Source organism: Actinomadura sp. DC4 (assembly GCF_030406325.1).
Classification (GTDB): Bacteria; Actinomycetota; Actinomycetes; order Streptosporangiales; family Streptosporangiaceae; genus Actinoallomurus.
In genome coordinates, this window is sequence record NZ_JAUEQY010000005.1 from 353,545 (window position 1) to 375,963 (window position 22,419).

Below are 22,419 nucleotides of genomic sequence, written 5' to 3' on the forward strand. Positions count from 1 at the left end.
CGGCGTCGTCGAGGTCCACGACGATCTCGTCGCCGTCGCGGATCTCACCGCCCAGGAGCTCGCGGGCCGGTCAGGTTCTCCGCATCAACTCCACGACCTGCCACATCCCGGTCGAGGGATTGACATACGGCGCCTCGCCGGTCGGCTCGAGAGATCGAGCACGCGAGCACGCTTGCTGAATCCCCGTGGCGTATGCGGTGAAAGCCAGGTCGGTCTTGTCGTAGTCGGGCAAATGCGTGCGGAGGAGCGGTAGCAACGACGCGTAGGACGGGGAGTAAGCCGTCCGATCGTCGAAATGTAACAGCAGCCATAACTCGAAACAGGGGTTGGAAATCGCCAGTCCGACCCTGTGGCGGCGTGCCAGATCGGCCGCCCTGTCGATATCTCTGAATTCGTCGACGTCGAACACGCACCAGACATCGTCGAAGTCTTCAGGAGACTGTCGTTTTAGCTTATGTGCATGATTGACGACCTCGGAGGGTGATCGAGGATTTGTCTTGATGGCGACGCTTACGGACGGGTTTCTTTCTGCCCGCTTAAGGCCATCGAGGTACTGTTTCTCCGTCTTCTGGCCGCCACAGACGATGAGAACGCGTCGGGAGAGCCGACGGCGGGGGCTCGGGTTTCTGGAGGTCCGGCCTTCGCGGCGACGACCACTCATTCGGAGGTGGAGGTTTCGTCGACGGCCGCGGCGAAATCGTTCTCGTCCAGGAACGGCACCGCCCCCATCGCGCCACCAAGGTACCGACGCTCCCAGTTCAGGCCCGACCGAGGTTTGAAGTCGGTGAGCGGGAAGAGTTGGGTCTCGCCGGCGGGGTCTTTCTCGGTGAACCAGATCTCGTCTCTCCGGAGGACTTCCGCCCCGTCGTGCCGCGCCAGGAGGGAGGTGTCGTGCGTGGTGAAGATCAACTGTGCTCCGTCCGGGTTGGTATCGGGGTGCTGGAACAGCCGGACGAACGCGTGGGCGAGCAGGGGATGGAGGCTGGCGTCGAGTTCGTCGACCGCGATGACCCAGCCGTTGTCCAGAACGTCGATGATCCGGCCGAGGAAATCGAACCAGGTGCGCGTTCCATGTGATTCTTGGTCAAGACCAAGTGGGATCGGGCCTTCGGGGCTGTTTCGGATCATAGCGATTTCGGGATCTCCGCGTCTGCGTATGCCGGAGAAGAGCTCCGTTATGCGAGCAGGAGTTTGCTCAGATCCATAAGTTTCCGCCAAAAGCCCCTGATTGGCGACACTTGCAATTGCTTGAGCAGTCTCTTGTGTTTTGCCGATACCGGCGGCTTCCGTGAGCACCTGTCGGAACAAGTCGGATTCGTCGCCGGACGTTCCCCGCCTTACCCGTACATCGTCGATGCCGAGATCCGCCGCTTTGAGAAGCGCTAGTACCCGGCGAGCGGTGCTGGGTTCACGCAGGAGTTCTAGTGTGCGACGACGCCCGAGCAGCCGATCATCGGGTTCGGCGAACGTCAGCTGGCGGCCGAACCAGGAGTAGATCGGCAGGAGCTGCTCGAGTCGGTGATGGGCCGCAGCGCTGAGGAAGAGGCTGTTCGGCCGAGTGATGTCCTCGACGACGTTCTTTTGCCCGCGCAGCGAATCGCCGAACTGGAACTCATCGGCCGTACGCTCGAACAGGAGCCTGCGGCGGCCATGAGGATAATGGTAGAGCCATTCCTCGGCCACCTGCTGGTCGTCCAGGGCGAAGCCGTAGACGTACTTCTCTCCCCCGAGCAGGAGATCAACGCCGAACCTTGACTCCTCATCGCTCGCGGCCGGTACGAGGGCGAAGGGATCGCGTGACGGCACGCCATCGAGCGGTCCCCACTGGGAGAAGGAGTGCAGCACCGCCGTTCGCATCGCCCGCAACGCACCGAGCAGGTTCGACTTGCCGGACGCGTTGGCACCGAAGACCGCGGCCACCGGTACGGCGGCTCTGTCCTTGTCGTAGGCAGGCAGCAGAAGGAACTCCTGCTCTGCCCGGAATGAGCGGTGGTTGGCGACTCTGAAACTCAGAAGCACCGATGCCCCCTGATCAGAAGCCGGTTTGTGCAAACTACTTGCACGATACCCGCTCAAGCAGCCATGCAACGTCAATCGAGGCGGTGGGGACCGACCTGACGAGGGCCGGCTCCCCACCGCCGTGCGATCGAGGTCAGACGGCGGGGACACTCGGCTTGACGGTCAGCGTGTCGGCGGCGTCGTCGAGGTCCACGACGATCTCGTCGCCGTCGCGGATCTCACCGCCCAGGAGCTCGCGGGCGAGCTGGTCGCCGATGGAGCTCTGTACGAGCCGGCGCAGCGGCCGGGCCCCGTACGCCGGGTCGTATCCGGTCAGCGCCAGCCACTCGCGTGCCGCGTCGGTGACCGTCAGCGTCAGGCGGCGGTCGGCGAGCCGGTGCGCCAGCCGGTCGATCTGCAGGTCGACGATCCTGGTGAGGTCCTCGGTGGACAGCGCGTCGAAGATGATGACGTCGTCGAGCCGGTTGAGGAACTCGGGCTTGAAGTTGGCCCGTACGGCCTTGAGCACGGCGTCGCGCCGGGCGCCGTTGTCGAGTGCCGGGTCGACCAGGAACTGCGACCCCAGGTTGGACGTCATGATCAGGATCGTGTTGCGGAAGTCGACCGTACGGCCCTGGCCGTCGGTCAGCCGTCCGTCGTCCAGCACCTGCAGCAGTACGTCGAAGACCTCGGGATGGGCCTTCTCGACCTCGTCCAGCAGCACCACGGTGTACGGCCGGCGGCGTACCGCCTCGGTGAGCTGACCGCCCTCCTCGTAGCCGACATAGCCGGGGGGAGCGCCCATGAGACGCGCCACGGAGTGCTTCTCGCCGTACTCGCTCATGTCGATGCGGACCGTGGCACGCTCGTCGTCGAACAGGAAGTCCGCGAGCGCCTTGGCCAGCTCGGTCTTGCCGACTCCGGTCGGGCCGAGGAACAGGAACGAGCCCGTCGGGCGGTCGGGGTCGGAGATGCCCGCCCGCGCCCGGCGTACGGCATCGGAGACCGCGCGCACCGCCGCGGACTGCCCGATCAGGCGGCGGCCCAGCTCCTCCTCCATACGCAGCAGCTTGGCGGTCTCGCCTTCGAGAAGGCGCCCGGCCGGGATGCCGGTCCACGCCGCGACGACCTCGGCGACATCGTCGGCGGTGACCTCCTCCCTGACCATGGCGTCCGGGTTCTTGGCGGCCTCCGCCGCGGCCTCCAGTTCGTCGCGCAGCTGTTTGATCTCGATCGCGATGTCGCTGGGGGCCTTCCAGTCGCCGTCGACCTGAGCCTGACGGAAGGCCTGCTCGCGTCGGCTCTCGGCCTCGTCGATGCGCTTCTTCAGCTCACCGACCTTGTTGAGGCCTTCCTTCTCCTGGTCCCAGCGCGCGTTCAAGCCGTTGAGCTGTTCCTTGCGGTCGGCGAGCTCGGCCTTGAGGCGTTCGAGCCGCTGCTGGGAGCCCTCGTCGGACTCCTTGCTGAGCTGGTGCTGCTCCATCTCCAGCCGGTCGACCACACGCTGCACCTCATCGATCTCCACCGGGCGTGAGTCGATCTCCATGCGCAGCCGGGACGCGGCCTCGTCCACCAGGTCGATCGCCTTGTCCGGCAGGAACCGTGCGGTGATATAGCGGTCGGACAGCGCGGACGCGGCGACGAGGGCGGCGTCGGAGATCTGCACCTCGTGGTGCGCCTCGTACCGGCCCTTGAGGCCGCGCAGGATGGCGACCGTGTTCTCCACCGACGGCTCGCCGACCAGCACCTGCTGGAACCGCCGTTCCAGCGCCGGGTCCTTCTCGATGTGCTCGCGGTATTCGTCCAGCGTGGTCGCGCCGATCATGCGCAGCTCGCCGCGGGCCAGCATCGGCTTGAGCATGTTGCCCGCGTCCATCGAACCCTCGGCCGCGCCCGCGCCGACCACGGTGTGCAGTTCGTCGATGAAGGTGACGACCCGCCCGTTGCTCTGCTTGATCTCGTTCAGCACGGCCTTGAGGCGCTCTTCGAACTCGCCGCGGAATTTCGCGCCCGCGACCATCGCGGACAGGTCGAGCGAGATCAGCTGCTTGTTCTTCAGCGTCTCCGGGACGTCGCCGGCGATGATCCGCTGGGCCAGGCCCTCGACCACCGCGGTCTTGCCCACGCCGGGCTCGCCGATCAGCACCGGGTTGTTCTTCGTACGGCGCGACAGCACCTGGACCACGCGGCGGATCTCGGTGTCACGGCCGATGACCGGGTCGAGCCTGCCGTCGCGGGCCTGCGCGGTGAGGTCGATGCCGTACTTCTCCAGCGCCTGGTAGGTCTCTTCGGGGTTGTCGCTGGTCACGCGTGCGTGCCCGCGGACCTTCTCGAACGCCTCCAGCAGGGCGTCCGGGGTCGCGCCGGCCTCGCGCAGCAGCGTCGCCGCCAGCCCGCCGTCGGCGGCCAGGCCGACGAGCAGGTGCTCGGTGGAGACGTACTCGTCCTCGAGCTGCTCGGCGCGGTTGGCCGCGGTGTTCAGCACGACGAGCAGCGGCCGCGAGGTCTGCGGCGCGCCGACCGTGGATCCCGCGGCCTTCGGCAGCGCGGCGATCTGTTCTTCGGCCTTGCGGCGCAGGGCCTGCGGGTCCGCGCCCACCGCCTCCAGCAGCGGTCGCGCCGTGCCCTCACCCTGGGCGAGGAGGGCGACGAGCAGATGCGCCGGCTCGACCTGAGGGTGTCCCTCGGTGGCCGCACGGCGTACGGCGGCCGACACGGCCTCCTGACTCTTCTGGGTCAGCTTGTAGTCCATCTATTCCTCCCCGCGTGCCCGCCACACCACAACACTGGTCTGCCGGATCGGCACCAGTTCGGCGCCACCCGCCGACTCGGGGGTGTTCTTCAACCGGGCGAGACGAGCCGCCACCGCGCGGGTGGACTCCAGCTCGTTGCCCATCTCCTCGACCAGCGCCCGTAGCCGCAGGACCTCCGACCGCAGCGCCTCCGCCTCGCGCTGCAGGTCGAGGATCTGCCTGATGCCGGCGAGGTTGATGCCCTCGTCCTGGGACAGCCGCTGGATCTCCCGCAGGAGCACGATGTCGCGCATGGAGTAGCGGCGGCCCCGCCCCGACGTGCGGCCCGGCGAGACCAGGCCCATGCGGTCGTACGTGCGGAGCGTCTGCGGGTGCAACCCCGACAGCTCCGCCGCCACCGAGATCACATAGACCGGACTGTCATCGCCAAAGGGAGTCATGAGCCCTCCTCCGTCGGCGGAGCGACCAGGAGACTGTGCCTGCCGATGCCCTCGGTCATGACTGCCAGATCACTCCTCTCGCGCCATCCGCAGCTGGTCGCCGCGCAGGTCGTCGCCGTTGAGGCTTCCGGTGATCTTCTCCAGGGCCTCACGGGTGGTCTCGTCGATCTCGGTGGGCACCTGCACGTCGACGGTGACGAGCAGGTCGCCCTTGGTGCCGTCGCGCCGGGGCGCGCCCTGGCCGCGTACCCGTAGCACCCGCCCGTTGGGCGTGCCGGCGGGGATGCGTACGGTCTTGGGCTGGCCGCGGTGGACCGGCACCTTGATCTCCGCGCCGAGCGTGGCCTCCGGGAAGGTGACCGGCACCTTCAGCGTCAGGTTGTCGCCCGAGCGCCCGAACACCTTGTGCGGGGTGACGTGCACGAGGACGTACAGGTCGCCGCTCGGCCCGCCGTTCTCCCCTGGCGCGCCCTTGCCCTTGAGCCGGATCTTCTGCCCGTCGTCGACCCCGGCCGGGATGCGCGCCTGGATCGTACGGGTGCTCTGCGCGCGGCCGCTGCCGTAGCACGTGGTGCACGGGTCGTCGACGATCAGGCCGCGCCCGTGGCACTCGCGGCACGGCTCGGAGAAGGCGAACCCGCCCGCGTTGCGGCTCTCCTGCCCCGTGCCCTCACAGCGAGGGCAGACGCGGGGGACCGTGCCGGTCTTGGCACCGGTCCCCCGGCAGGTGGGACAGGCCGCCTCGCTGGTCAGCCGGAGCGGGACCGTACGGCCGTCGAGCGCCTCGCCGAACGTCAGCGTGATCTCGGACTCGACGTCGGCGCCACGGCGCGGGCGCTGGGTGCTCGTCTGCCGGCGGCCGAACAGCCCGCCGAACAGGTCACCGATGCGCTCGCCCGTGCCGCCCGGGGGAACCCCGCCCGTACCGGTCGTGCCGCCCTGGTTGCCGAACAGGTCACCGAGGTCGAAGCCGAACCCGCCCTGACCGCCGCCGCGTCCGCGAGCCCCGCCGAACAGGCTGCGGGCCTCGTCGTACTCCTTGCGGCGTTTGTCGTCCGACAGCACGTCATAGGCCTCGGAGATGCCCTTGAACTTCTCCTCCGCCTCGGAGTCGCCCTTGTTGGCGTCCGGGTGGTACTGCCGCGCGAGCTTGCGGTAGGACTTCTTGATCTCGTCGTGGGTTGCGGTCTTCGGAACACCGAGGACCTTGTAGTAGTCCTTTTCCAGGTAGTCCTTGGTGCTCACCGGCGTCCCTTACCTCGTTCCGTCTGTCGTGCCTTCGTCGGTCATTCCTCGTCGGCTGCCTCGGGCGGCGGCTGATCGTCAGCCGTGGCCTCGGCCCTGGTCTCCTCGGCCGGCGCCTCGGTCTCCGCAGGGGAAGCCGACTCGCCGTCCGGCTCCGCCACGGCCACCCGTGCCGGCCGGAGGATCCGCTCGCCGATGCCGTAGCCCGGCTGCAGGATCTGCACGGCCGTCGGCGCGGTGACGTCGGCGGAGTAGGAGTGCATGAGCGCCTCGTGGACGTTCGGGTCGAACGGCTCGCCCGGCGTCCCGAAGGACACCAGACCGAGCTTGCTGACCGTGCCCTCGAGACCCTCGGCGACCTGCTTGAACCCGCCGTTCAGCTCGTCGTGCTCCCGCGCCCGCCCGATGTCGTCGAGCACCGGGAGCAGCTCGGACAGGACGTTCGCGAGCGCCTGCTCGCGGACGATCGCCCGGTCGCGTTCGACCCGCTTGCGGTAGTTGGAGTACTCCGCCTGGAGCCGCTGCAGATCGAGGGTGCGCTCCGACAGTTGCTTCTTCAGGTCCGCGCTCTCTTCGTTGTCCGCGGCCGGGGGCGCGTTCGGGGTGGACCCGGGAGCCGGCTCTGCCGCCTCCCGGACCTGACCCGTCTTGGGATCGATGCGCCGCTTGTCGCGGATCACCGGTCCCTCGCGCTCCTCGGCGTCATCGCGACGCTCCGTCACGCTTCCTCCTTAGGCGAAGGGGAGATGCGGCTCACGCCGCTCCGCCTTCGCGCTTGCCGTCCTTCTCGTCGTCCACGATCTCGGCGTCGACGACCTCGTCCTCCTGAGGCGTCTCCCCCGCGGCGGCGTCGGCGGTGGGCGCCTCTTCGCCGGGCTGGTTCTGGGCGTACATCGCGGCGCCCATCTTCTGGCTGACCTGCGCGAGCTTCTCCGACGCCGTACGGATCGCGTCGATGTCGGTGCCCTCGAGGGTCTTCTTGACCTCGTCCAGCGCCGTCTGCACCTCGGTCTTGACCTCGGCCGGGATCTTCTCGTCGTTCTCCCCGAGGAACTTCTCGGTGGAGTAGGCGAGGGTGTCGGCGTTGTTGCGGGTCTCGGTCTCCTCGCGGCGCTTGCGGTCCTCCTCGGCGTACTGCTCGGCCTCGCGCATCATCTTGTCGATGTCGTCCTTGGGCAGCGCCGAGCCGCCCGTGATGACCATCGACTGCTCCTTGCCGGTGCCGAGGTCCTTCGCGCCGACGTTCACGATGCCGTTGGCGTCGATGTCGAAGGTGACCTCGATCTGCGGGACGCCGCGGGGCGCCGGGGGCAGACCGGTGAGCTGGAAGGTGCCGAGCTTCTTGTTGTACGCCGCGATCTCGCGCTCGCCCTGGTAGACCTGGATCTCCACGGACGGCTGGTTGTCATCGGCGGTGGTGAAGACCTCCGACCGCTTGGTCGGGATCGTGGTGTTCCGCTCGATGATCTTGGTGAAGATGCCGCCCTTGGTCTCGATGCCCAGGCTCAGCGGGGTCACGTCGAGCAGCAGGACGTCCTTGACCTCACCCTTCAGGACACCCGCCTGCAGCGAGGCTCCGACGGCGACGACCTCGTCCGGGTTGACGCCCTTGTTGGCCTCCTTGCCGCCGGTCAGGCTCTTGACCAGGTCGGCGACGGCGGGCATGCGGGTCGAGCCGCCGACGAGGACGACGTGGTCGATGCCGTCCAGGTTGATGCCGGCGTCCTTGACGACCTGCTGGAACGGCGCCTTGCAGCGGTCGAGCAGGTCGGAGGTCATCTTCTGGAACTCCGCCCGGGTGAGCTTCTCGTCCAGGTGGAGCGGGCCCTCGGAAGAGGCCGTGATGTAGGGCAGGTTGATGCTGGTCTCCGACGAGCTGGACAGCTCGATCTTGGCCTTCTCGGCGGCCTCACGGAGACGCTGCAGCGCCATCTTGTCCTTGGACAGGTCGACGCCGTGAGCGTTCTTGAAGTTGGTGGCCAGCCAGTCGACGACCTTCTGGTCCCAGTCGTCACCACCGAGGTGGTTGTCGCCGTTGGTCGCCTTCACCTCGACGACGCCGTCGCCGACCTCGAGGAGGGAGACGTCGAAGGTGCCACCACCGAGGTCGAAGACGAGGATGGTCGCCTCGCCCTCCTTCTCCAGGTGGTAGGCCAGCGCCGCGGCGGTCGGCTCGTTGATGATGCGCAGGACGTTGAGACCCGCGATCTGACCGGCCTCCTTGGTGGCCTGCCGCTGGTGGTCCGAGAAGTACGCCGGGACCGTGATCACCGCGTCGGTGATCTTCTCGCCAAGGTAGGACTCGGCGTCACGCTTCAGCTTCTGCAGCACGAAGGCGCTGATCTGCTGAGGTGTGAAGTCCTTGTCGTCGATCTTGGTCTTCCAGTCGGTGCCCATTTCGCGCTTGACCGACCGGATGGTGCGGTCGACGTTGGTCACCGCCTGTCGCTTGGCGACCTCGCCGACGAGAACCTCGCCGTTCTTGGCGAAGGCGACGACGGACGGCGTGGTCCTCGACCCCTCCGCGTTGGCGATGACGGTGGGCTCGCCACCCTCCAGGATCGCGACGACCGAGTTGGTCGTCCCAAGGTCGATACCGACCGCTCGTGCCATGAGTTGGTTCCTCCGACCGTGCTCTTATCGATGAAGCTGAGATTCGATGAAGCTGAGTTCAGCAGACGCAAGATTGCCCGAGAGGCTCTGCCTTGTCAACTGACTTGAGTCTAGCTCGCTCAACTTTACTGACTGGTTTAACGCGTGAGGCGTGCCCTGTGTTCCCGTGGCGATCGTCCGACTTTGTGGCGTAGTCGACCATGTCGGTCCGGCCGGAGGGGCCGCCGCACTCCTAGGTACGGGAGATGTAGTGCATCCCGGAGCCGTTCTGCAGGGTGGTGGCCAGGGACTTCGCGGGCAGCGTGTGGGTGCCGCCGGTCGGCCGCCAGGGGTCGAAGACGGTGATCGTGCCGGCCTGCTGGTCGTATCCGTACGCGACGATCGCGTGGCCGATCCACTGGCCCTTGAGCCTGCCCTGGTTCCAGGGGAGCTTCTCCATCCACACCTGGATCACCGGGGCCCGGCGGAGAGAGCCGACGTCGTACGAGACGCGCTGCATGAGGATCTCGGGGTGGCCGACGACGTCCCCGACGATCCGGTCGTCGAAACGCCGCGGGTGCAGGTAGGAGTCCATGACCGTGGCGGCGTTGTCGCCCCCGGTGCCGCGCGTGGTCGTCCGCATCTTCCTGGCCAGCGCGGCCTGGTCGATCCGTACCCCGAACGTCGCGAGGCTCATCGAGGTCGAGGCGGGGACGCAGAAGTAGTTCGTCGACTGGTACTGCTCGTGCAGGGCGAGCCGGAACGCGCGGGGCATCGCGGGCAGCGCCCGTGCGGTGGAGACGGCCCGCTCGGCGATGGTCGCGGTGGGAGGCGGCGGCGTGGCGTGCGCCGCCCCGGCCCCGGCGAACAGAGCCGCGACCGTGGCCAGGGTGGCCACCGGCCCTTTGATCGGCGCATTCTTCACTTGCGTCCCCCCGACCTCACGAGGCCCCGGATCCCGGGCCGAGCCGTAGCGAGCGGTCACCTGCAAGACGGTTCAAGCGAATGCTGAAATCTCAGTACGTAGTACGCCTTAGGTCTCCATTTACTCATATGGGAGCTATAGGGCGCTTCGGTGGAGTGCCCGGGGGCCGCGGTGGCGCGTGAAAGCGGCCGGGCGGATCGGGCGAGACCAGGGGCCGGGACCGCTACGGCGCGCGCCGGCGTACGGACCTGGCCGTACGGGTTCGCGACCAAGCCCATCGGCAAGGGAGCGGGCTCGCCGCTCTGTCACCCGGAGACCGGGACGTGGTGCTGCTCGCCGGGCTGACCCACGAGGAAGCGTCCGTCGCGCCCGCCCGCCGGGACCATCGCGAGCACCAGCGCCGTACGAGCCGCCGGCCGGACGGCCCGGTCCCCGGAATGATCGGCTTCTCCAGGGCCGACGGCCGGCCCTGGAGCCGCCATGAAAGCCTTGCGGGCTTCGGCGGAGTATCCGGTGTAGGCGCGCCGAGCACCGGAAGGCGACTCATGACGGAGCCGGCCACATGAGGGTGGGAACCGAGGCGAGGGACGAGGCCGGCGAGGCGGCACTGCCGATCGCCAGGTTCACCGCGCTGTACGACCAACATTTCCCTGACATCTACCGCTATATCGTCGGGCGGCTGGGGCGCGACGTGGCCCGACGACATCGCGGCCGACACCTTCGTCGTCGCCCTGCGGAAGCGGTACGGCTTCGACGCCGCGCGGGGCGACGTACGGCCGTGGGTGTTCGGCATCGTCACGAAGCTCGTCGCCCAGCACCGGCGCCGGGAGACGCGCCGCTACCGGGCCCTCGGACGCGTCGGCGCGGATGAGGTCACCGACAGCCACGAGACGCGAGTCGTCGACTGGGTGGCGCCCGAGGGCCTCCAGCCGCACCCCGCCAAGGCCATCGCCGCGCTCCCACAGGGCGACCGCGACGTCCTGCTGCTCAGCGCGCTGGGCGAGCTCTCCCACAACGAGATCGCCGCGTCCCGGCCGATCGGGACGCCGGGCAATTCGGGGCTTGACCCTGACCCAGCGTCAGGCTTGCAGCATGTGCGTCATGAACGAACCGACCATGGCGCTCTCGGCCACCGGGCTCCGCAAGTCGTACGGGGAAAAGCTCGTCCTCGACGGCATCGACCTGAACGTCGCCGAGGGAACGATCTTCTCCCTGCTCGGCCCGAACGGCGCCGGCAAGACCACCACCGTGCAGATCCTGTCCACGCTCGTCGCCGCCGACGACGGCCACGTGAGCGTCGCCGGCCACGACCTGAGCCGCGACCCCGACGGCGTACGCGCCGCGATCGGCGTCACCGGGCAGTTCTCCGCGGTCGACAACCTGCTCACCGGCCAGGAGAACCTCATCTTGATGGCCGACCTGCACCACCTGGGCCGCAAGGCCGGGCGGCGCCGCGCCGCCGAGCTCCTCGAAGTGTTCGACCTGGCCGAGGCCGGCGTGAAGACGGCCGCGACCTACTCCGGCGGGATGCGCCGCCGCCTCGACCTGGCGATGACGCTCGTCGGCAGCCCTCGCGTCATCTTCCTGGACGAGCCGACCACCGGCCTGGACCCGCGCAGCCGCCGGGACATGTGGCAGATCATCCGCGAACTCGTCGCCGGCGGCGTGACCGTCCTCCTCACCACGCAGTACCTGGAGGAGGCCGACCAGCTCGCCGACCGCATCGCGGTCCTCGACCACGGACGGCTGGTCGCCGAGGGGACGCCGGACGAGCTCAAGCGCCTGGTCCCCGGCGGCCACATCCGCCTGCGGTTCGGCGCCGAGGACGGACTCGCCGCCGCCGCCCGCCTGCTCGGCGAGGTGTCGCGCGACGACGAGGCGCTCACCCTGCGGGTGCCCAGCGACGGCGGCGTCGAGTCGCTGCGGTCCCTCCTCGACCGGCTCGACGGGATCGCGATCTCCTCCCTGTCGGTGCACACGCCCGACCTCGATGACGTCTTCCTCGCCCTGACCGGGCACGACCAGAAAGAGACCGTCCGATGAGCACTGTGTCCCTCGCCGCGCGCGACTCGGCGACGATGCTGCGCCGCAACCTCCGGCACGCGCTCCGCTACCCCTCGATGTCACTGTCGACCGCCGCCATGCCGATCATCTTCATGCTGCTGTTCGTGTACGTCTTCGGCTCCACACTGGGCGCCGGCATCGGCGGAGGCAGGTACGTCGACTACGTCGCACCCGGTGTCATCTTGATGACCGCGGCGGCCGGGGCGATCTCGACGTCGGTGTCGGTCTGCATGGACATGACCGAGGGCATCGTCGCCCGGTTCCGCACGATGGCGATCTCCCGGGTCTCGGTGCTGACCGGGCACGTCGTGGGAAGCATGATCCAGACGGCGTTCGGCATGGTCCTCGTGACCGGCGTCGCGCTGCTGATCGGCTTCCGGCCCAGCGCCGGTCCGGCGGAGTGGGCCGCGGCGATCGGCGTCCTGCTCATGCTGACGCTGGCGCTCACCTGGCTGGCGGTCGCCTTCGGGCTCGTCTCCGACCGGCCCGAGACCGCGAGCAACCTCCCGCTGCCGCTGACGCTGCTGCCCTTCCTCGGGAGCGGTTTCGTGCCGACCGGCTCGATGCCGGCCGGAGTGCGGCAGTTCGCCGAGTACCAGCCCTTCACGCCGATCACCGAGACGCTGCGCGGACTGCTCATGGGGACGCCGATCGGCCACAGCGCGCTGATCGCCGTCGCCTGGTGCGCCGCCATCGCGCTCGGCGGGTACCTGTGGGCGAAGACACGGTTCAACCGTGCGCGATAGTTCGACATACGACGATTTCGGAACCTGGAGGAACGATGCTCACGATCGGCCGGCTCGCCGCGTACGTCGGGGTGACGGTGCGCGCGGTGCGCCACTACCACCAGCGCGGCCTGCTGGCCGAGCCGGAGCGCGATGCCTCGGGCTACCGCCGGTACGACGCGCAAGCGGTGATCGACCTGATCCGGATCAAGACGCTGTCGGACGCCGGCGTGCCGCTGGCGCGGATCGCGGAGCTGCTCGACGCCGGGCCTGAGAGCTTCGCCCGCGCCGTCACCGAGATCGACGAGGCGCTGACGACGCGGATCGCCGACCTCCAGCGGCAGCGGAAGCGGATCGCCGAACTCGTCGGCGGCGACCGCCTGTTCCTGCCGCCCGAGGTCACCGGCTACCTCGACGCGCTGCGCGACGCCGGGGTCAGCCCGCGTTCGGTCCGGCTCGAACGCGACGGCTGGATCATGCTCGCGGCGCGGTCCCCGGAGGACGTACGGGTGTGGGCCAAGGAGAAGCAGGCGATGTTCGCGGACCCGGACTTCCAGCGCGTCTACCTCGCGTACGACCAGGCGCGCGACTGGGATCCGGCCGACCCCCGGCTGGAGCGGCTCGCCGACGACATCGTCGCCTTCTCCGGCAGCGGGGACGACGGGTCCTGGGCGACGGACGACCCGCTGATCGAGACCCTGGTCGCCTCGCAGCCGGGGTCCTCAACACCCGCGTGGGACCGGTTGAACCGGCTGTGCACGGAGAGAATGTCCGGCCGGTGACCTGCCGATATGACGTTCGCCACACGGCCGCGTACAGAAACGGGGCTCCCGTGGGCTGGCGGTAAAGCTACTGCTCGGTAGGATGCGAACCCCCGCACGTACCTTTCAGTCGCTGGTCATACGCTGGCTGCCAGTGCCGTACCAGGAGGACGGAAACGTGGTTCTCAGGTTGATCATCGGACTCCTCGCGACGGCGGTGGCGCTCGCGCTCGCCGGTCGGCGGGTCCTGTTCCTCTACCGCCTCGCGACGAGCGGCCAGCCCGCGCCCGACCGCGTCGCCTCGGCCAAGGACAACGTCGGCGAGGACGTCAAGGGTCAGGTCGTGGAGGTCCTCGGGCAGAAGAAGCTGCTCAAGTGGACCGTGCCCGGCCTCGCGCACTTCTTCGTGATGTGGGCCTTCATCATCCTCGCCACCGTCTACCTCGAGGCGTACGGCGCGCTGATCTTCGGGCTCGACTTCCACATCCCGCTCGTCGGCAAGTGGGACGCGCTCGGCTTCCTGCAGGACTTCATCGCCGTGGCCGCCTTCCTCGGCCTCGTCGTCTTCGCGGGCATCCGGCTCAAGAACTCCCCGAAGAAGCTCGACCGCAAGTCGCGCTTCAAGGGCTCGCACCTCGGCGGCGCGTGGCTCGTCCTGTTCATGATCTTCAACGTCGTCTGGACGATGTTCCTGTTCCGCGGGGCCGGCGTCGCCACGGGCAACTTCCCGTACGGCGACGGGGCCTTCATGTCCCACCTCGTGGGCAGCGCGCTCAAGCCGCTCGGCCACGGCGCCGACGAGGCCCTGGAGTCCGTCGGCCTGCTGCTGCACATCGGCGTCATGCTGGTGTTCCTGATCATCGTGCTCAACTCCAAGCACTTGCACATCTTCCTGGCCCCGCTCAACGTCATGTTCAAGCGGCGCCCGGACGGCCTCGGGGCGGTGCAGCCGATGATGAGCGACGGCAAGCCGATCGACTTCGAAGAGGCCGACCCGGACGAGGACACCTTCGGCCGGGGCAAGATCGAGGACTTCACCTGGAAGGGCTTCCTCGACTTCGCCTCGTGTACGGAGTGCGGCCGCTGCCAGTCGCAGTGCCCCGCCTGGAACACCGGGAAGCCGCTGTCGCCCAAGACGCTCATCATGGACCTGCGCGACCACGCGCTGGCCAAGGCGCCCTACATCCTGGCCGACGAGGCCGACCGGGAGAACCTCCCCGAAGACGTCCTCAAGGAGGCCGGCCGCCCGCTGGTCGGCGACGCGGCCTCGATGGGCGTCATCGACCCCGACGTGCTGTGGTCCTGCACCAACTGCGGCGCCTGCGTCGAGCAGTGCCCGGTCGACATCGAGCACATCGACCACATCGTCGACATGCGGCGCTACCAGGTCATGATCGAGTCGAGCTTCCCCTCCGAGGCCGGCGTCATGCTGAAGAACCTGGAGAACAAGGGCAACCCGTGGGGCATGTCCGAGACGAAACGCGCCGAGTGGATCGAGGAGCTCGACTTCGACGTTCCGATGGTCGAGGACAAGATGCCCGAGGACACCGAATACCTCTTCTGGGTCGGCTGCGCGGGCGCTCTGGAGGACCGGGCCAAGAAGACCACCAAGGCGGTCGCGGAGCTGCTGCACATCGCGGGCGTGAAGTTCGCCGTGCTCGGCCCGATGGAGGCGTGCAGCGGCGACCCGGCGCGGCGCCTCGGCATGGAGTTCGTCTTCCAGATGCTCGCCCAGCAGAACGTCGAGACGCTCAACGAGGCGGGCGTGAAGAAGATCGTCGCGACCTGCCCGCACTGCTTCAACACGCTCGCGAACGAATACCCGCAGCTCGGCGGCACGTACGAGGTCGTGCACCACACCCAGCTGCTGTCCCACCTCGTGGAGACCGGCAAGCTCACGCCGGTCACGCCGATCGAGGAGAAGATCACCTACCACGACCCGTGCTTCCTGGGCCGGCACAACAAGGTCTACTCCCAGCCGCGCGACATCATGGCCAAGGTCCCGGGCGTGCAGACGCAGGAGATGCACCGCTGCAAGGACCGCGGCTTCTGCTGCGGCGCGGGCGGCGCGCGGATGTGGATGGAAGAGCGCATCGGCAAGCGCATCAACACCGAGCGCGTGGACGAGGCGCTGGAGACCGACCCGGACACCGTGTCCACGGCCTGCCCGTTCTGCCTCGTGATGCTGGGTGACGCGATCAACGAGAAGAAGTCCTCGGGCGGCGCGCGTGAGTCGCTCGAGGTGGTCGACGTGTCCCAGCTGCTGATCAGGTCCATCAAGGGCGAGGCGGAGCCCGAGCCGGAGCCGGCCGTCGCGGAGTAGTCCGGCGCTTCTTGAGGAAACGGGTCCGCCTCGGCGGGCCCGTTTCGCCGTTCCGGGACCGAGAAAAGACTTGGCGGCGCCATCCCGGGGGGAGCGGGGATTGGGATGGCGCCGCCTACGTCCTAGCAGATCGTGTGACGAAGGTCACAGGGACTCACGTCAACCAAACCCGCCAGTAACGCGTCGGGTCCGACGGTACCGCCTTTTGCGGCGAGTTAGCCACCCCTGCACCCGAGAATTACCGCCTCCGCAACCATTTGGACACTCTGCGCGAGAATATGGGTGGAATATGCGGCTTTACGTGGTGGTCTCGCCCGAGGTCGGCAGATCGGCTCAGGACCACTGGCCGGGCTGGTAGTCGCCGGCCGGCTGCTGGACGATGACGTTCAGGCGGTTGTACGTGTTGATGACGGCGATGATCGACACCAGGGCGGCGAGCTGCTCCTCGTCGTAGTACTTGGCGGCGTTCGCCCAGGCCTCGTCGGTGACGCCGCCCGCGGCGTCGGCGATCCGGGTGCCCTGCTCGGCGAGCTCGAGGGCGGCGCGCTCGGCCTCGGTGAAGACCGTCGCCTCCCGCCAGGCCGCGACGAGGTGGAGCCGCTGCGCGGTCTCCCCGGCGTGCGCGGCGTCCTTGGTGTGCATGTCGGTGCAGTAGCCGCAGCCGTTGATCTGGCTGGCGCGGATCTTCACCAGCTCCTGCGTCGCGGCCGGCAGATCCGAGCCGGACACGGCCTTACCCGCCGCGTTGAGGGCCTTCATGACGCTCATCGCGACGGAGCTGTCGAAGATGTTGAGACGGGCTTCCATGGGGATCTCCCTGCTGTGGTGCGGTTACACCTCTTTGACCGGACAGCGGGGCGGGACGTGACACGGTGCGCGTGTGACGCGCGTCTCGTACGGCGGGCTCGGCGGTGAAAGGGGAGGGCCTGACCGCGGTGATCGCGGTCAGGCCCCTGTTCGTCTGTGAAACTCCGGCGGACCTAGCGGTGCCAGTAGTGCGGGTAGTGGTGCCACCGGTTCCAGCCGTTGTTGTAGCCGGGGTCGTACGCGGCCGGCGGGTAGTACGGGTTGGTGACGTAGCTGGAACACCATGCCGGCCGGATGTAGCCGGGCGTGGTGTAACAGGCGGCCGGAACGTCCGAAACGGCCGACGGGCTGGCAGCAAGACGGTCCGCCTGAGCGGGACCGCAGAGCAGGACGACGCTCGTGGCGGCCCCTGCCAGGATCCCTGTTGCGGTGAGCTTCTTGAGCACTGTTTCCCCCCGAAATCGTGAATCTCCGTGACCCGATGAACGGGGTCACGTCTGAAGGGATATCCCAGCCGCCGGTCGATGACACCGACCACGCTCGACCCTTGGTTAATTGTTAACGCTAAGTACGTTATTCCTGCGTGTACGTCCTGTTATTTCGGTACGCCGAATCGGCCCGTTGATCATCGGTCGCGCCTGGAGGGTGGCAGAGGGAAAGTTCCGGGTTCGCTCCAAATGGAGGCATTTGTTCCGCTAGGGTGCTAGCCGGTACGCCCGGGGCTGCCGATACGCCGGAGGACAAGTGCGCCTTTCCGTGGTCATCACCAGTCTCGCGATGCTCGCGATCGCCGCATCGGGGTGCGGAACCTCGAAGGCGAACGACCAGAAGGTCGCGGACGTGCCGCGCGCGACCCCCACGCCGCACAAGGTCGTCGTGGTGGTCGACCACAAGAAGCGCGCCGAGACCATGACGACGGCCGGCACGGTGCAGGACGTGCTCGCGCAGTTGGGCCTGAAGCTCGGCCCCCACGACCTGGTGACCCCGCCCGCGACCGCCGCTCCCGACGCGACCATCAAGGTCATCCGCCTGCTGTCCGACCCGGTGACCAAGAACGTGAAGATCCAGCCGCCGGTCGTACGGAAGAAGAGCTCGAAGGTCGCCGCCTTCAGCCAGAAGGTGACGCGGAGGGGCCGCGCCGGCCTGAAGACGGTGCAGATCGCGTACGTCTCGCGGCACGGCAAGAAGGTCAAGGCCGTCATCTCGCAAAAGATCAAGCGCAAGCCGGTGTCGGAGATCATCGCCGTCGGCCCGCAGCCCTCGGGCGCCGGCTCCGCCGCCAGGCTCAACTGGAGTGCCCTGGCCAAGTGCGAGTCGGGCGGCAACCCGGGCGCGGTCAACCCGTCGGGTTACTACGGCCTGTACCAGTTCAATCGCCAGTCGTGGGCGACGGTCGGCGGCTCGGGCCTGCCCAGCCAGGCCTCCGCGGCGGAGCAGACCTACCGCGCGCAGCTCCTGTACAACCGGGTCGGCGGTCGCTGGCAGGGCCAGTGGCCGAGCTGCGGTCACTTCCTCTTCAGCTAGCTTTCCGGCAGGGCTGGGACAGGGGCTCCTCGGGGACCACGCGACGGCTCTGGTGTGGCAGTAGGCGGCCGTAAGACTCCCGACGGTGATGATTCCGTCACGTAGTGGCAAGGCTTCCGTGTGTGGTGTGCCCGCTGACATCGCGAAGATCACCCTGATATCACTATCTGTGTTGGCAAAAGAACAGAAGGTGAGCAGGATCGTGGGCGAGAAGGTCACATCGCGGGACGAGGTGCTCTCCCTGGCGGCCGGGATGGCCGACCTGGTCGCAGAGGGAATGCGCGATCTGGCGCGGCGGCTCCCCGGCCTCACCGAGGCACGCCAGGAGCTACGGGCGCGCGGCGAACTGGCGCTGAAACGCGTCGGCGCGGAGCCGAGGGCGCACATGGAAGTACTGGCGCGAAAGGCCGCCGAGCGGGCGAACGATGGCTGACCTCCGGGGCCGGATCGACCAGGCCTTGGACGAGTTCGTCGATTCGGAGGCCGCGGAGCTGCTGGCCCTGGACGCGGAGCTGGCGCCCGTCGCCGAGCAGATGCGGATCTCCGTCGCCGGCGGCAAACGGATCCGCCCGGCGTTCTGCTACTGGGGCTGGCGGGCGGCGGGCCAGCCCGACAGCGACGCGATGATCCGCGCGGCCGCGTCGCTGGAGCTGGTGCATGCGGCGGCCGTCGTCCACGACGATCTCATCGACCGCAGTCCGATGCGGCGCGGCCGGCCAACGGCGCACGAGAAGCTCGGTGACGCTCTGGCCCTCATGGTCGGCGACCTGCTGATGGCGTGGGCCGGGCAGCTGTTCCACACCTCGGGCCTGCCGCGGACCTTCCTGGCCAGGGCGGTGCCGCTGTGGACGACGATGGGCCGGGAACTCGTGGCCGGCGAGTGCCTGGAGATCATGCGCACCGGCCTCCCCCACGACGTGGCGCGGTCCCTGACGATCGTGCGGTTCAAGACCGGCTCCTACACGGTCGAGCGGCCGCTGGAGATCGGTGCGGTGCTCGGCGGCGCGCCCCCGGCCGTACGCGACGCGCTGGCGGAGTACTCCCGTCCGCTCGGCGAGGCGTTCCAGCTACGGGACGACCTGTGGGGGGTGTTCGGCGACCCGTTACAGACCGGCAAGTCGATCCTGGACGACCTGGCGGGCCGCAAGCCCACCGCCCTGCTGGCGCTGACCCTGAGCCGGGCGTCCGAGCCCGACCGCCGGCGACTCGACGACCTGCTCGACGCGCCGATGACCCCGGCCGACGCGGCGGAGATCCGGCAGATCATGCAGGAGTCCGGGGCGCCCGCCGCGGTACGGCAGATGATCGCCGAACGCGCGCAGACCGCGCAGGTGGCGCTCGACAAGGGCGGCCTGACGCTCGATGCCGCCGATGCCCTGACCCGACTGATCTCCAAGGTGACCGCAGATGCCTGAGTACACCGATGAGTACATGGACGGCCTCCGGCTCAAGGGCGACGCTCTCGCCGACGCGACCGTGGCGGCCCTGTTCGAGGGCGGCGACGTCGGCAAGTACAACACGCTGTCCCGGTGGTTCGCCACGTCGGGCCAGCCCCTGCCGGAGGGCCTCCCGACCGCCGCACGCGACTACCTCGCGGCCACCGCGACGCCGCCGGAGTGGATCGACTGGGCGATGATGGAACAGGCCCGGCAGTTCTTCATCGACAACGACGTGCACATCTCCACCGCGCTGTCGTTCGCGGCGATGCCGGCCTGCTACGTCGTCCCGCACATCGCCGCCCTGCTGTCGGCGACGCACTCGCTGGCGTACCCGGCGCGGCGAATGGCCGAGACCGGGCAGTTCACCGTCTACCTCCTGCAACCCAACGCGTTCGAGGCCGGCGGGCGGTTCCTCCCGGCCGCGCAGAAGGTGAGGTTGCTGCACGCCTCGATCCGCCGTCATCTGAAGGAGGAGGACCGCTGGCCGGAGCCGGTGCCGATCTGTCAGGAGGACATGCTCGGCGGGCTGATGATGTTCAGCCTCCAGGTCCTGGACGCCCTGCACCGGATGGGCGTCCACATCACCACCGAAGGCGCCGAGGCGTACTACTACGCGTGGCGCGTCGTCGGCGTCATCCTCGGCTGCGACCTCGAGAGCATCCCTGCGGACCTGCGGGAGGCCCGGAGGTTCTCCGACCGGTACATGATGCGCCACATGGGACCCTCGCCCGAGGGGGCGCACCTGACGCGGCAGCTCATCGAGATGTACGAGCAGGTGGTCCCCGGGACGCTCCTGGACCCGATCGTGCCTGCCCTCATCCGCTTCCTGATCGGCGACACCGCGGCCGACTGGCTGAAGGTCCCCCGCTCCCGCTGGGACTCCGTCATCAGGGTCGGGCCGGCCCTTCTCGGCATCCTCGAACGCTTCGAGGACCGCGGCCCCTGGGCGGCGCAACTGTCCGACCGGATCGGTGGCCTGGTCACGCTGCTCGAACTCTCGTCGCTGACCCGCGGTCGCGTCATGCATTACGCCATCCCCCAGGAGCTGAAGGCCGACTTCGGAATTCCCTCACCCACCGCGCGCTGGACCCCACCTCCGCCCAGCCTCGTACAGCCTTGAGAAGGACTCGTCACCGGCAGAGAGCGGTGTCGACGTCGGTGTCGATCCGGCCGACCTGATCCAGGTCGCCGGGCAGCTCGGTGACGGCGATGGTGACGGCCCGGCCGTCATCGGTCGCGGCGTTGGCGGTGTGGTAGCCGGGGAAGTCGCCGCCGTGGCCCCACGCGAGACCGCCGCAGGTCAGGGGGGTGCTGGACAGGCCCAGGCCGTACCGTACGCCCTGGCCCAGCTCGGCCGCGGGCACCGTGGTCCGCATCTCCTTGAGCTGTGCCGGGGCGAGCAGCCGGCCGGCGAGCAGGGCGGAGAAGAAGCGGTTGACGTCGCTCGGCGTGGAGATCATCTCGCCGGCGGCCCAGCCCGAGGACGGCTCCATCTCGGTGACGTCGGTCAGCGGCGCCTTCGGGTCGTCGTGGGCGTACCCGTGGGGGTGCGGTTCGCGGATCGTCTGGTCGCCGACGCCCGGGAAATAGGTGTGCCGCAGCCCGACGCGTCGGATCACCCGGTTGGTGATCTCCTCGCCGAGCGGACGGCCGGTGACCTTCTCGACGAGCAGCCCGGCGACGATGTAGTTGGTGTTGCTGTACTCCCACTTGGTGCCGGGCGCGAAGTCCGCCTTCTGGCTGAGCGCCGTGTCGAGCAGCTCGCGCGGCTCGAAGTAGGTGTGCCGGGCCGGCAGGAAACCGTTTTTGAAGAGGAGGTTGGTGTAATTGGGCAGGCCGCTGGTGTGCTGGAGGATCTGCCGTACGGTGATGTGCCGTCCGTCGATGCCGTCGCCGCGGATGAGGCCGGGCAGGTAGGTCTCGACCGGTTCGTCCAGGTCGACCTTGCCCTCGCCGACCAGTTGCAGAACGGTCACGGCGGTGAAGACCTTGGTGTTGCTGCCGATGCGCACCTGCCCGTCGACCGGCACCCTGCCCTTGGTCTTCAGGTCGCCGACACCGGCGGTGTAGTTGCGAACGCGCCCGTCCTTGCCGGTCACCGAGGCGAGGGCGGCGGGGAACCCGTCGTCGCGCACCAGCGCGTCGAGACGCTGCTGCACGACGTCGGCGGACCGGCCGGTGTGCGCCGCGAGCGCTCCGGCGGGCGAGACGAGGCCGCCCAGCAGCCCCAATCCACTGAGCGCGACGACGGCGGTGAGACGATTTCGATGATTGCTCATGCCGATAACGCTAAGTAAAAGGGCGGTTTCGGATCGATCCCACTGGCGCTACTCCGAGGGTGGACCTGGCCCTACCGTGGTGGGTCCAGCCAGCTGTACCGCGGCCGTTCAGAGACTGATCTGGTAGAGAATGAACCCCCGGTTGACGGCCACCTGGTCGTAGAGCCGGCGCGCGGTGGCATTGGTCTCCTGGGTGGACCAGTAGACGCGGCTGCAGCCTTCGGCACGCGCCCAGTCGGTGACCGCGGCGATCAGCGCCCGCGCCACACCCTTGCCCCGGGCCTCCGGCGCGGTGAACAGATCCTGCAGGTAACAGACGTCGAGCGCCGTGGTGCTGGCGTGCACGAGAAAATGCGTGATGCCGACCAGCCTGCCGTCGGCCTTCGCCCCGAGCGCGTGCATCCGGGTGTCGTTCTGGAACGCGTTCCAGGCCCGGTCGGTCAGGTCCGCCGGGAGCGTACGTTCGTAGAACTCGTTGTAGCCGCGGAACAGGACCTCCCACTCGGCGCGGTCCTCCGGTGCGAGCTTCCCGATGCTGATCATG

Annotated in this window: 21 protein-coding genes; 8 read left to right on the forward strand and 13 right to left on the reverse strand. The window is 68.5% G+C overall.

Going from position 1 to position 22,419, the window contains the following annotated elements:
• Positions 1–70: 70 nt before the first annotated feature.
• The 9 genes from QWU11_RS11065 to QWU11_RS11105 form a co-directional block, all read right to left on the reverse strand.
• Positions 71–661, reverse strand: a complete 591-nt coding sequence (locus QWU11_RS11065; protein ID WP_290105046.1) for an RloB family protein — start codon at positions 659–661, stop codon at positions 71–73.
• A complete protein-coding gene (locus tag QWU11_RS11070) occupies positions 658–2,076 on the reverse strand; it encodes an ATP-binding protein (RefSeq protein WP_290105047.1) in 1,419 nt (472 codons plus the stop codon). Before QWU11_RS11070 ends, QWU11_RS11065 begins: the two co-directional genes overlap by 4 nt.
• 76 nt (positions 2,077–2,152) lie before the next feature.
• A complete protein-coding gene (clpB, locus tag QWU11_RS11075; RefSeq protein WP_290105048.1) occupies positions 2,153–4,750 on the reverse strand; it encodes an ATP-dependent chaperone ClpB in 2,598 nt (865 codons plus the stop codon).
• On the reverse strand, positions 4,751–5,191 hold the full coding sequence (locus tag QWU11_RS11080; protein WP_290105049.1) for a helix-turn-helix transcriptional regulator: 441 nt from the start codon (positions 5,189–5,191) through the stop codon (positions 4,751–4,753). It lies immediately after the preceding gene.
• A gap of 69 nt (positions 5,192–5,260) precedes the next feature.
• Positions 5,261–6,436 carry a molecular chaperone DnaJ gene (dnaJ, locus tag QWU11_RS11085; protein WP_290105050.1) on the reverse strand — a complete coding sequence of 392 codons (1,176 nt, stop codon included), beginning with the start codon at positions 6,434–6,436 and terminating at the stop codon, positions 5,261–5,263.
• 41 nt (positions 6,437–6,477) lie between these two features.
• Positions 6,478–7,158, reverse strand: a complete 681-nt coding sequence (gene grpE, locus QWU11_RS11090) for a nucleotide exchange factor GrpE (RefSeq protein ID WP_290105052.1) — start codon at positions 7,156–7,158, stop codon at positions 6,478–6,480.
• 31 nt (positions 7,159–7,189) lie between these two features.
• Positions 7,190–9,049: a molecular chaperone DnaK gene (gene dnaK / locus QWU11_RS11095; protein ID WP_290105053.1), complete on the reverse strand. Its 1,860-nt coding sequence runs from the start codon at positions 9,047–9,049 to the stop codon at positions 7,190–7,192.
• 232 nt (positions 9,050–9,281) lie between these two features.
• Positions 9,282–9,953: a C39 family peptidase gene (locus QWU11_RS11100; RefSeq protein ID WP_290105054.1), complete on the reverse strand. Its 672-nt coding sequence runs from the start codon at positions 9,951–9,953 to the stop codon at positions 9,282–9,284.
• Between the two features lie 305 nt (positions 9,954–10,258).
• On the reverse strand, positions 10,259–10,435 hold the full coding sequence (locus QWU11_RS11105) for a hypothetical protein (RefSeq protein ID WP_290105055.1): 177 nt from the start codon (positions 10,433–10,435) through the stop codon (positions 10,259–10,261).
• 619 nt (positions 10,436–11,054) lie between these two features.
• On the opposite strand from QWU11_RS11105, the gene QWU11_RS11110 reads away from it, so the two are divergent.
• From QWU11_RS11110 to QWU11_RS11125, 4 genes are all read left to right on the forward strand, one after another.
• Positions 11,055–11,996, forward strand: a complete 942-nt coding sequence (locus QWU11_RS11110) for an ATP-binding cassette domain-containing protein (protein ID WP_290105056.1) — start codon at positions 11,055–11,057, stop codon at positions 11,994–11,996.
• Positions 11,993–12,763 (forward strand): ABC transporter permease, encoded by a 771-nt coding sequence (locus tag QWU11_RS11115; RefSeq protein WP_290105057.1) that lies wholly within the window; start codon positions 11,993–11,995, stop codon positions 12,761–12,763. Before QWU11_RS11110 ends, QWU11_RS11115 begins: the two co-directional genes overlap by 4 nt.
• 35 nt (positions 12,764–12,798) lie before the next feature.
• Positions 12,799–13,524 carry a MerR family transcriptional regulator gene (locus QWU11_RS11120; protein ID WP_290105058.1) on the forward strand — a complete coding sequence of 242 codons (726 nt, stop codon included), beginning with the start codon at positions 12,799–12,801 and terminating at the stop codon, positions 13,522–13,524.
• A gap of 157 nt (positions 13,525–13,681) precedes the next feature.
• On the forward strand, positions 13,682–15,826 hold the full coding sequence (locus QWU11_RS11125; RefSeq protein ID WP_290105059.1) for a (Fe-S)-binding protein: 2,145 nt from the start codon (positions 13,682–13,684) through the stop codon (positions 15,824–15,826).
• A 333-nt stretch (positions 15,827–16,159) separates the two neighbouring features.
• Here QWU11_RS11125 and QWU11_RS11130 read toward each other — a convergent pair whose 3' ends face one another.
• Positions 16,160–16,633, reverse strand: coding sequence for a carboxymuconolactone decarboxylase family protein (locus QWU11_RS11130; RefSeq protein WP_290105060.1), 474 nt, complete (start codon positions 16,631–16,633; stop codon positions 16,160–16,162).
• 173 nt (positions 16,634–16,806) lie between these two features.
• Positions 16,807–17,079, reverse strand: coding sequence for a hypothetical protein (locus QWU11_RS11135; protein WP_290105061.1), 273 nt, complete (start codon positions 17,077–17,079; stop codon positions 16,807–16,809).
• Between the two features lie 298 nt (positions 17,080–17,377).
• Between QWU11_RS11135 and QWU11_RS11140 the strand changes: the two genes are divergently transcribed.
• From QWU11_RS11140 to QWU11_RS11155, 4 genes are all read left to right on the forward strand, one after another.
• Positions 17,378–18,157 carry a resuscitation-promoting factor gene (locus QWU11_RS11140; RefSeq protein WP_290105062.1) on the forward strand — a complete coding sequence of 260 codons (780 nt, stop codon included), beginning with the start codon at positions 17,378–17,380 and terminating at the stop codon, positions 18,155–18,157.
• Positions 18,158–18,347: 190 nt separating this feature from the next.
• Complete coding sequence (locus QWU11_RS11145; RefSeq protein WP_290105063.1) at positions 18,348–18,590, forward strand: hypothetical protein; 243 nt, start codon at positions 18,348–18,350, stop codon at positions 18,588–18,590.
• Complete coding sequence (locus tag QWU11_RS11150; protein ID WP_290105064.1) at positions 18,583–19,572, forward strand: polyprenyl synthetase family protein; 990 nt, start codon at positions 18,583–18,585, stop codon at positions 19,570–19,572. The genes QWU11_RS11145 and QWU11_RS11150 overlap by 8 nt, the downstream gene beginning before the upstream one ends.
• Positions 19,565–20,716 carry an oxygenase MpaB family protein gene (locus QWU11_RS11155; protein WP_290105065.1) on the forward strand — a complete coding sequence of 384 codons (1,152 nt, stop codon included), beginning with the start codon at positions 19,565–19,567 and terminating at the stop codon, positions 20,714–20,716. Before QWU11_RS11150 ends, QWU11_RS11155 begins: the two co-directional genes overlap by 8 nt.
• A gap of 10 nt (positions 20,717–20,726) precedes the next feature.
• On the opposite strand, the gene QWU11_RS11160 is transcribed toward QWU11_RS11155, so the two are convergent.
• Complete coding sequence (locus QWU11_RS11160) at positions 20,727–21,875, reverse strand: serine hydrolase domain-containing protein (protein WP_290105066.1); 1,149 nt, start codon at positions 21,873–21,875, stop codon at positions 20,727–20,729.
• 108 nt (positions 21,876–21,983) lie between these two features.
• A complete protein-coding gene (locus QWU11_RS11165) occupies positions 21,984–22,418 on the reverse strand; it encodes a GNAT family N-acetyltransferase (protein ID WP_290105067.1) in 435 nt (144 codons plus the stop codon).
• Position 22,419 lies beyond the last annotated feature (1 nt).

What these genes read in the sequence shown, in the direction of transcription:
- QWU11_RS11160 (WP_290105066.1), bottom strand. Translation starts at nt 21,875, where the DNA reads ATGAGCAATCATCGAAATCGTCTCACCGCCGTCGTCGCGCTCAGTGGA.
- QWU11_RS11120 (WP_290105058.1), top strand. Translation starts at nt 12,799, where the DNA reads ATGCTCACGATCGGCCGGCTCGCCGCGTACGTCGGGGTGACGGTGCGC.
- QWU11_RS11115 (WP_290105057.1), top strand. Translation starts at nt 11,993, where the DNA reads ATGAGCACTGTGTCCCTCGCCGCGCGCGACTCGGCGACGATGCTGCGC.
- clpB (WP_290105048.1), bottom strand. Translation starts at nt 4,750, where the DNA reads ATGGACTACAAGCTGACCCAGAAGAGTCAGGAGGCCGTGTCGGCCGCC.
- QWU11_RS11150 (WP_290105064.1), top strand. Translation starts at nt 18,583, where the DNA reads ATGGCTGACCTCCGGGGCCGGATCGACCAGGCCTTGGACGAGTTCGTC.
- QWU11_RS11080 (WP_290105049.1), bottom strand. Translation starts at nt 5,191, where the DNA reads ATGACTCCCTTTGGCGATGACAGTCCGGTCTATGTGATCTCGGTGGCG.
- QWU11_RS11105 (WP_290105055.1), bottom strand. Translation starts at nt 10,435, where the DNA reads ATGGCGGCTCCAGGGCCGGCCGTCGGCCCTGGAGAAGCCGATCATTCC.
- QWU11_RS11110 (WP_290105056.1), top strand. Translation starts at nt 11,055, where the DNA reads ATGAACGAACCGACCATGGCGCTCTCGGCCACCGGGCTCCGCAAGTCG.
- QWU11_RS11155 (WP_290105065.1), top strand. Translation starts at nt 19,565, where the DNA reads ATGCCTGAGTACACCGATGAGTACATGGACGGCCTCCGGCTCAAGGGC.
- QWU11_RS11065 (WP_290105046.1), bottom strand. Translation starts at nt 661, where the DNA reads ATGAGTGGTCGTCGCCGCGAAGGCCGGACCTCCAGAAACCCGAGCCCC.
- dnaK (WP_290105053.1), bottom strand. Translation starts at nt 9,049, where the DNA reads ATGGCACGAGCGGTCGGTATCGACCTTGGGACGACCAACTCGGTCGTC.
- QWU11_RS11130 (WP_290105060.1), bottom strand. Translation starts at nt 16,633, where the DNA reads ATGGAAGCCCGTCTCAACATCTTCGACAGCTCCGTCGCGATGAGCGTC.
- QWU11_RS11165 (WP_290105067.1), bottom strand. Translation starts at nt 22,418, where the DNA reads ATGATCAGCATCGGGAAGCTCGCACCGGAGGACCGCGCCGAGTGGGAG.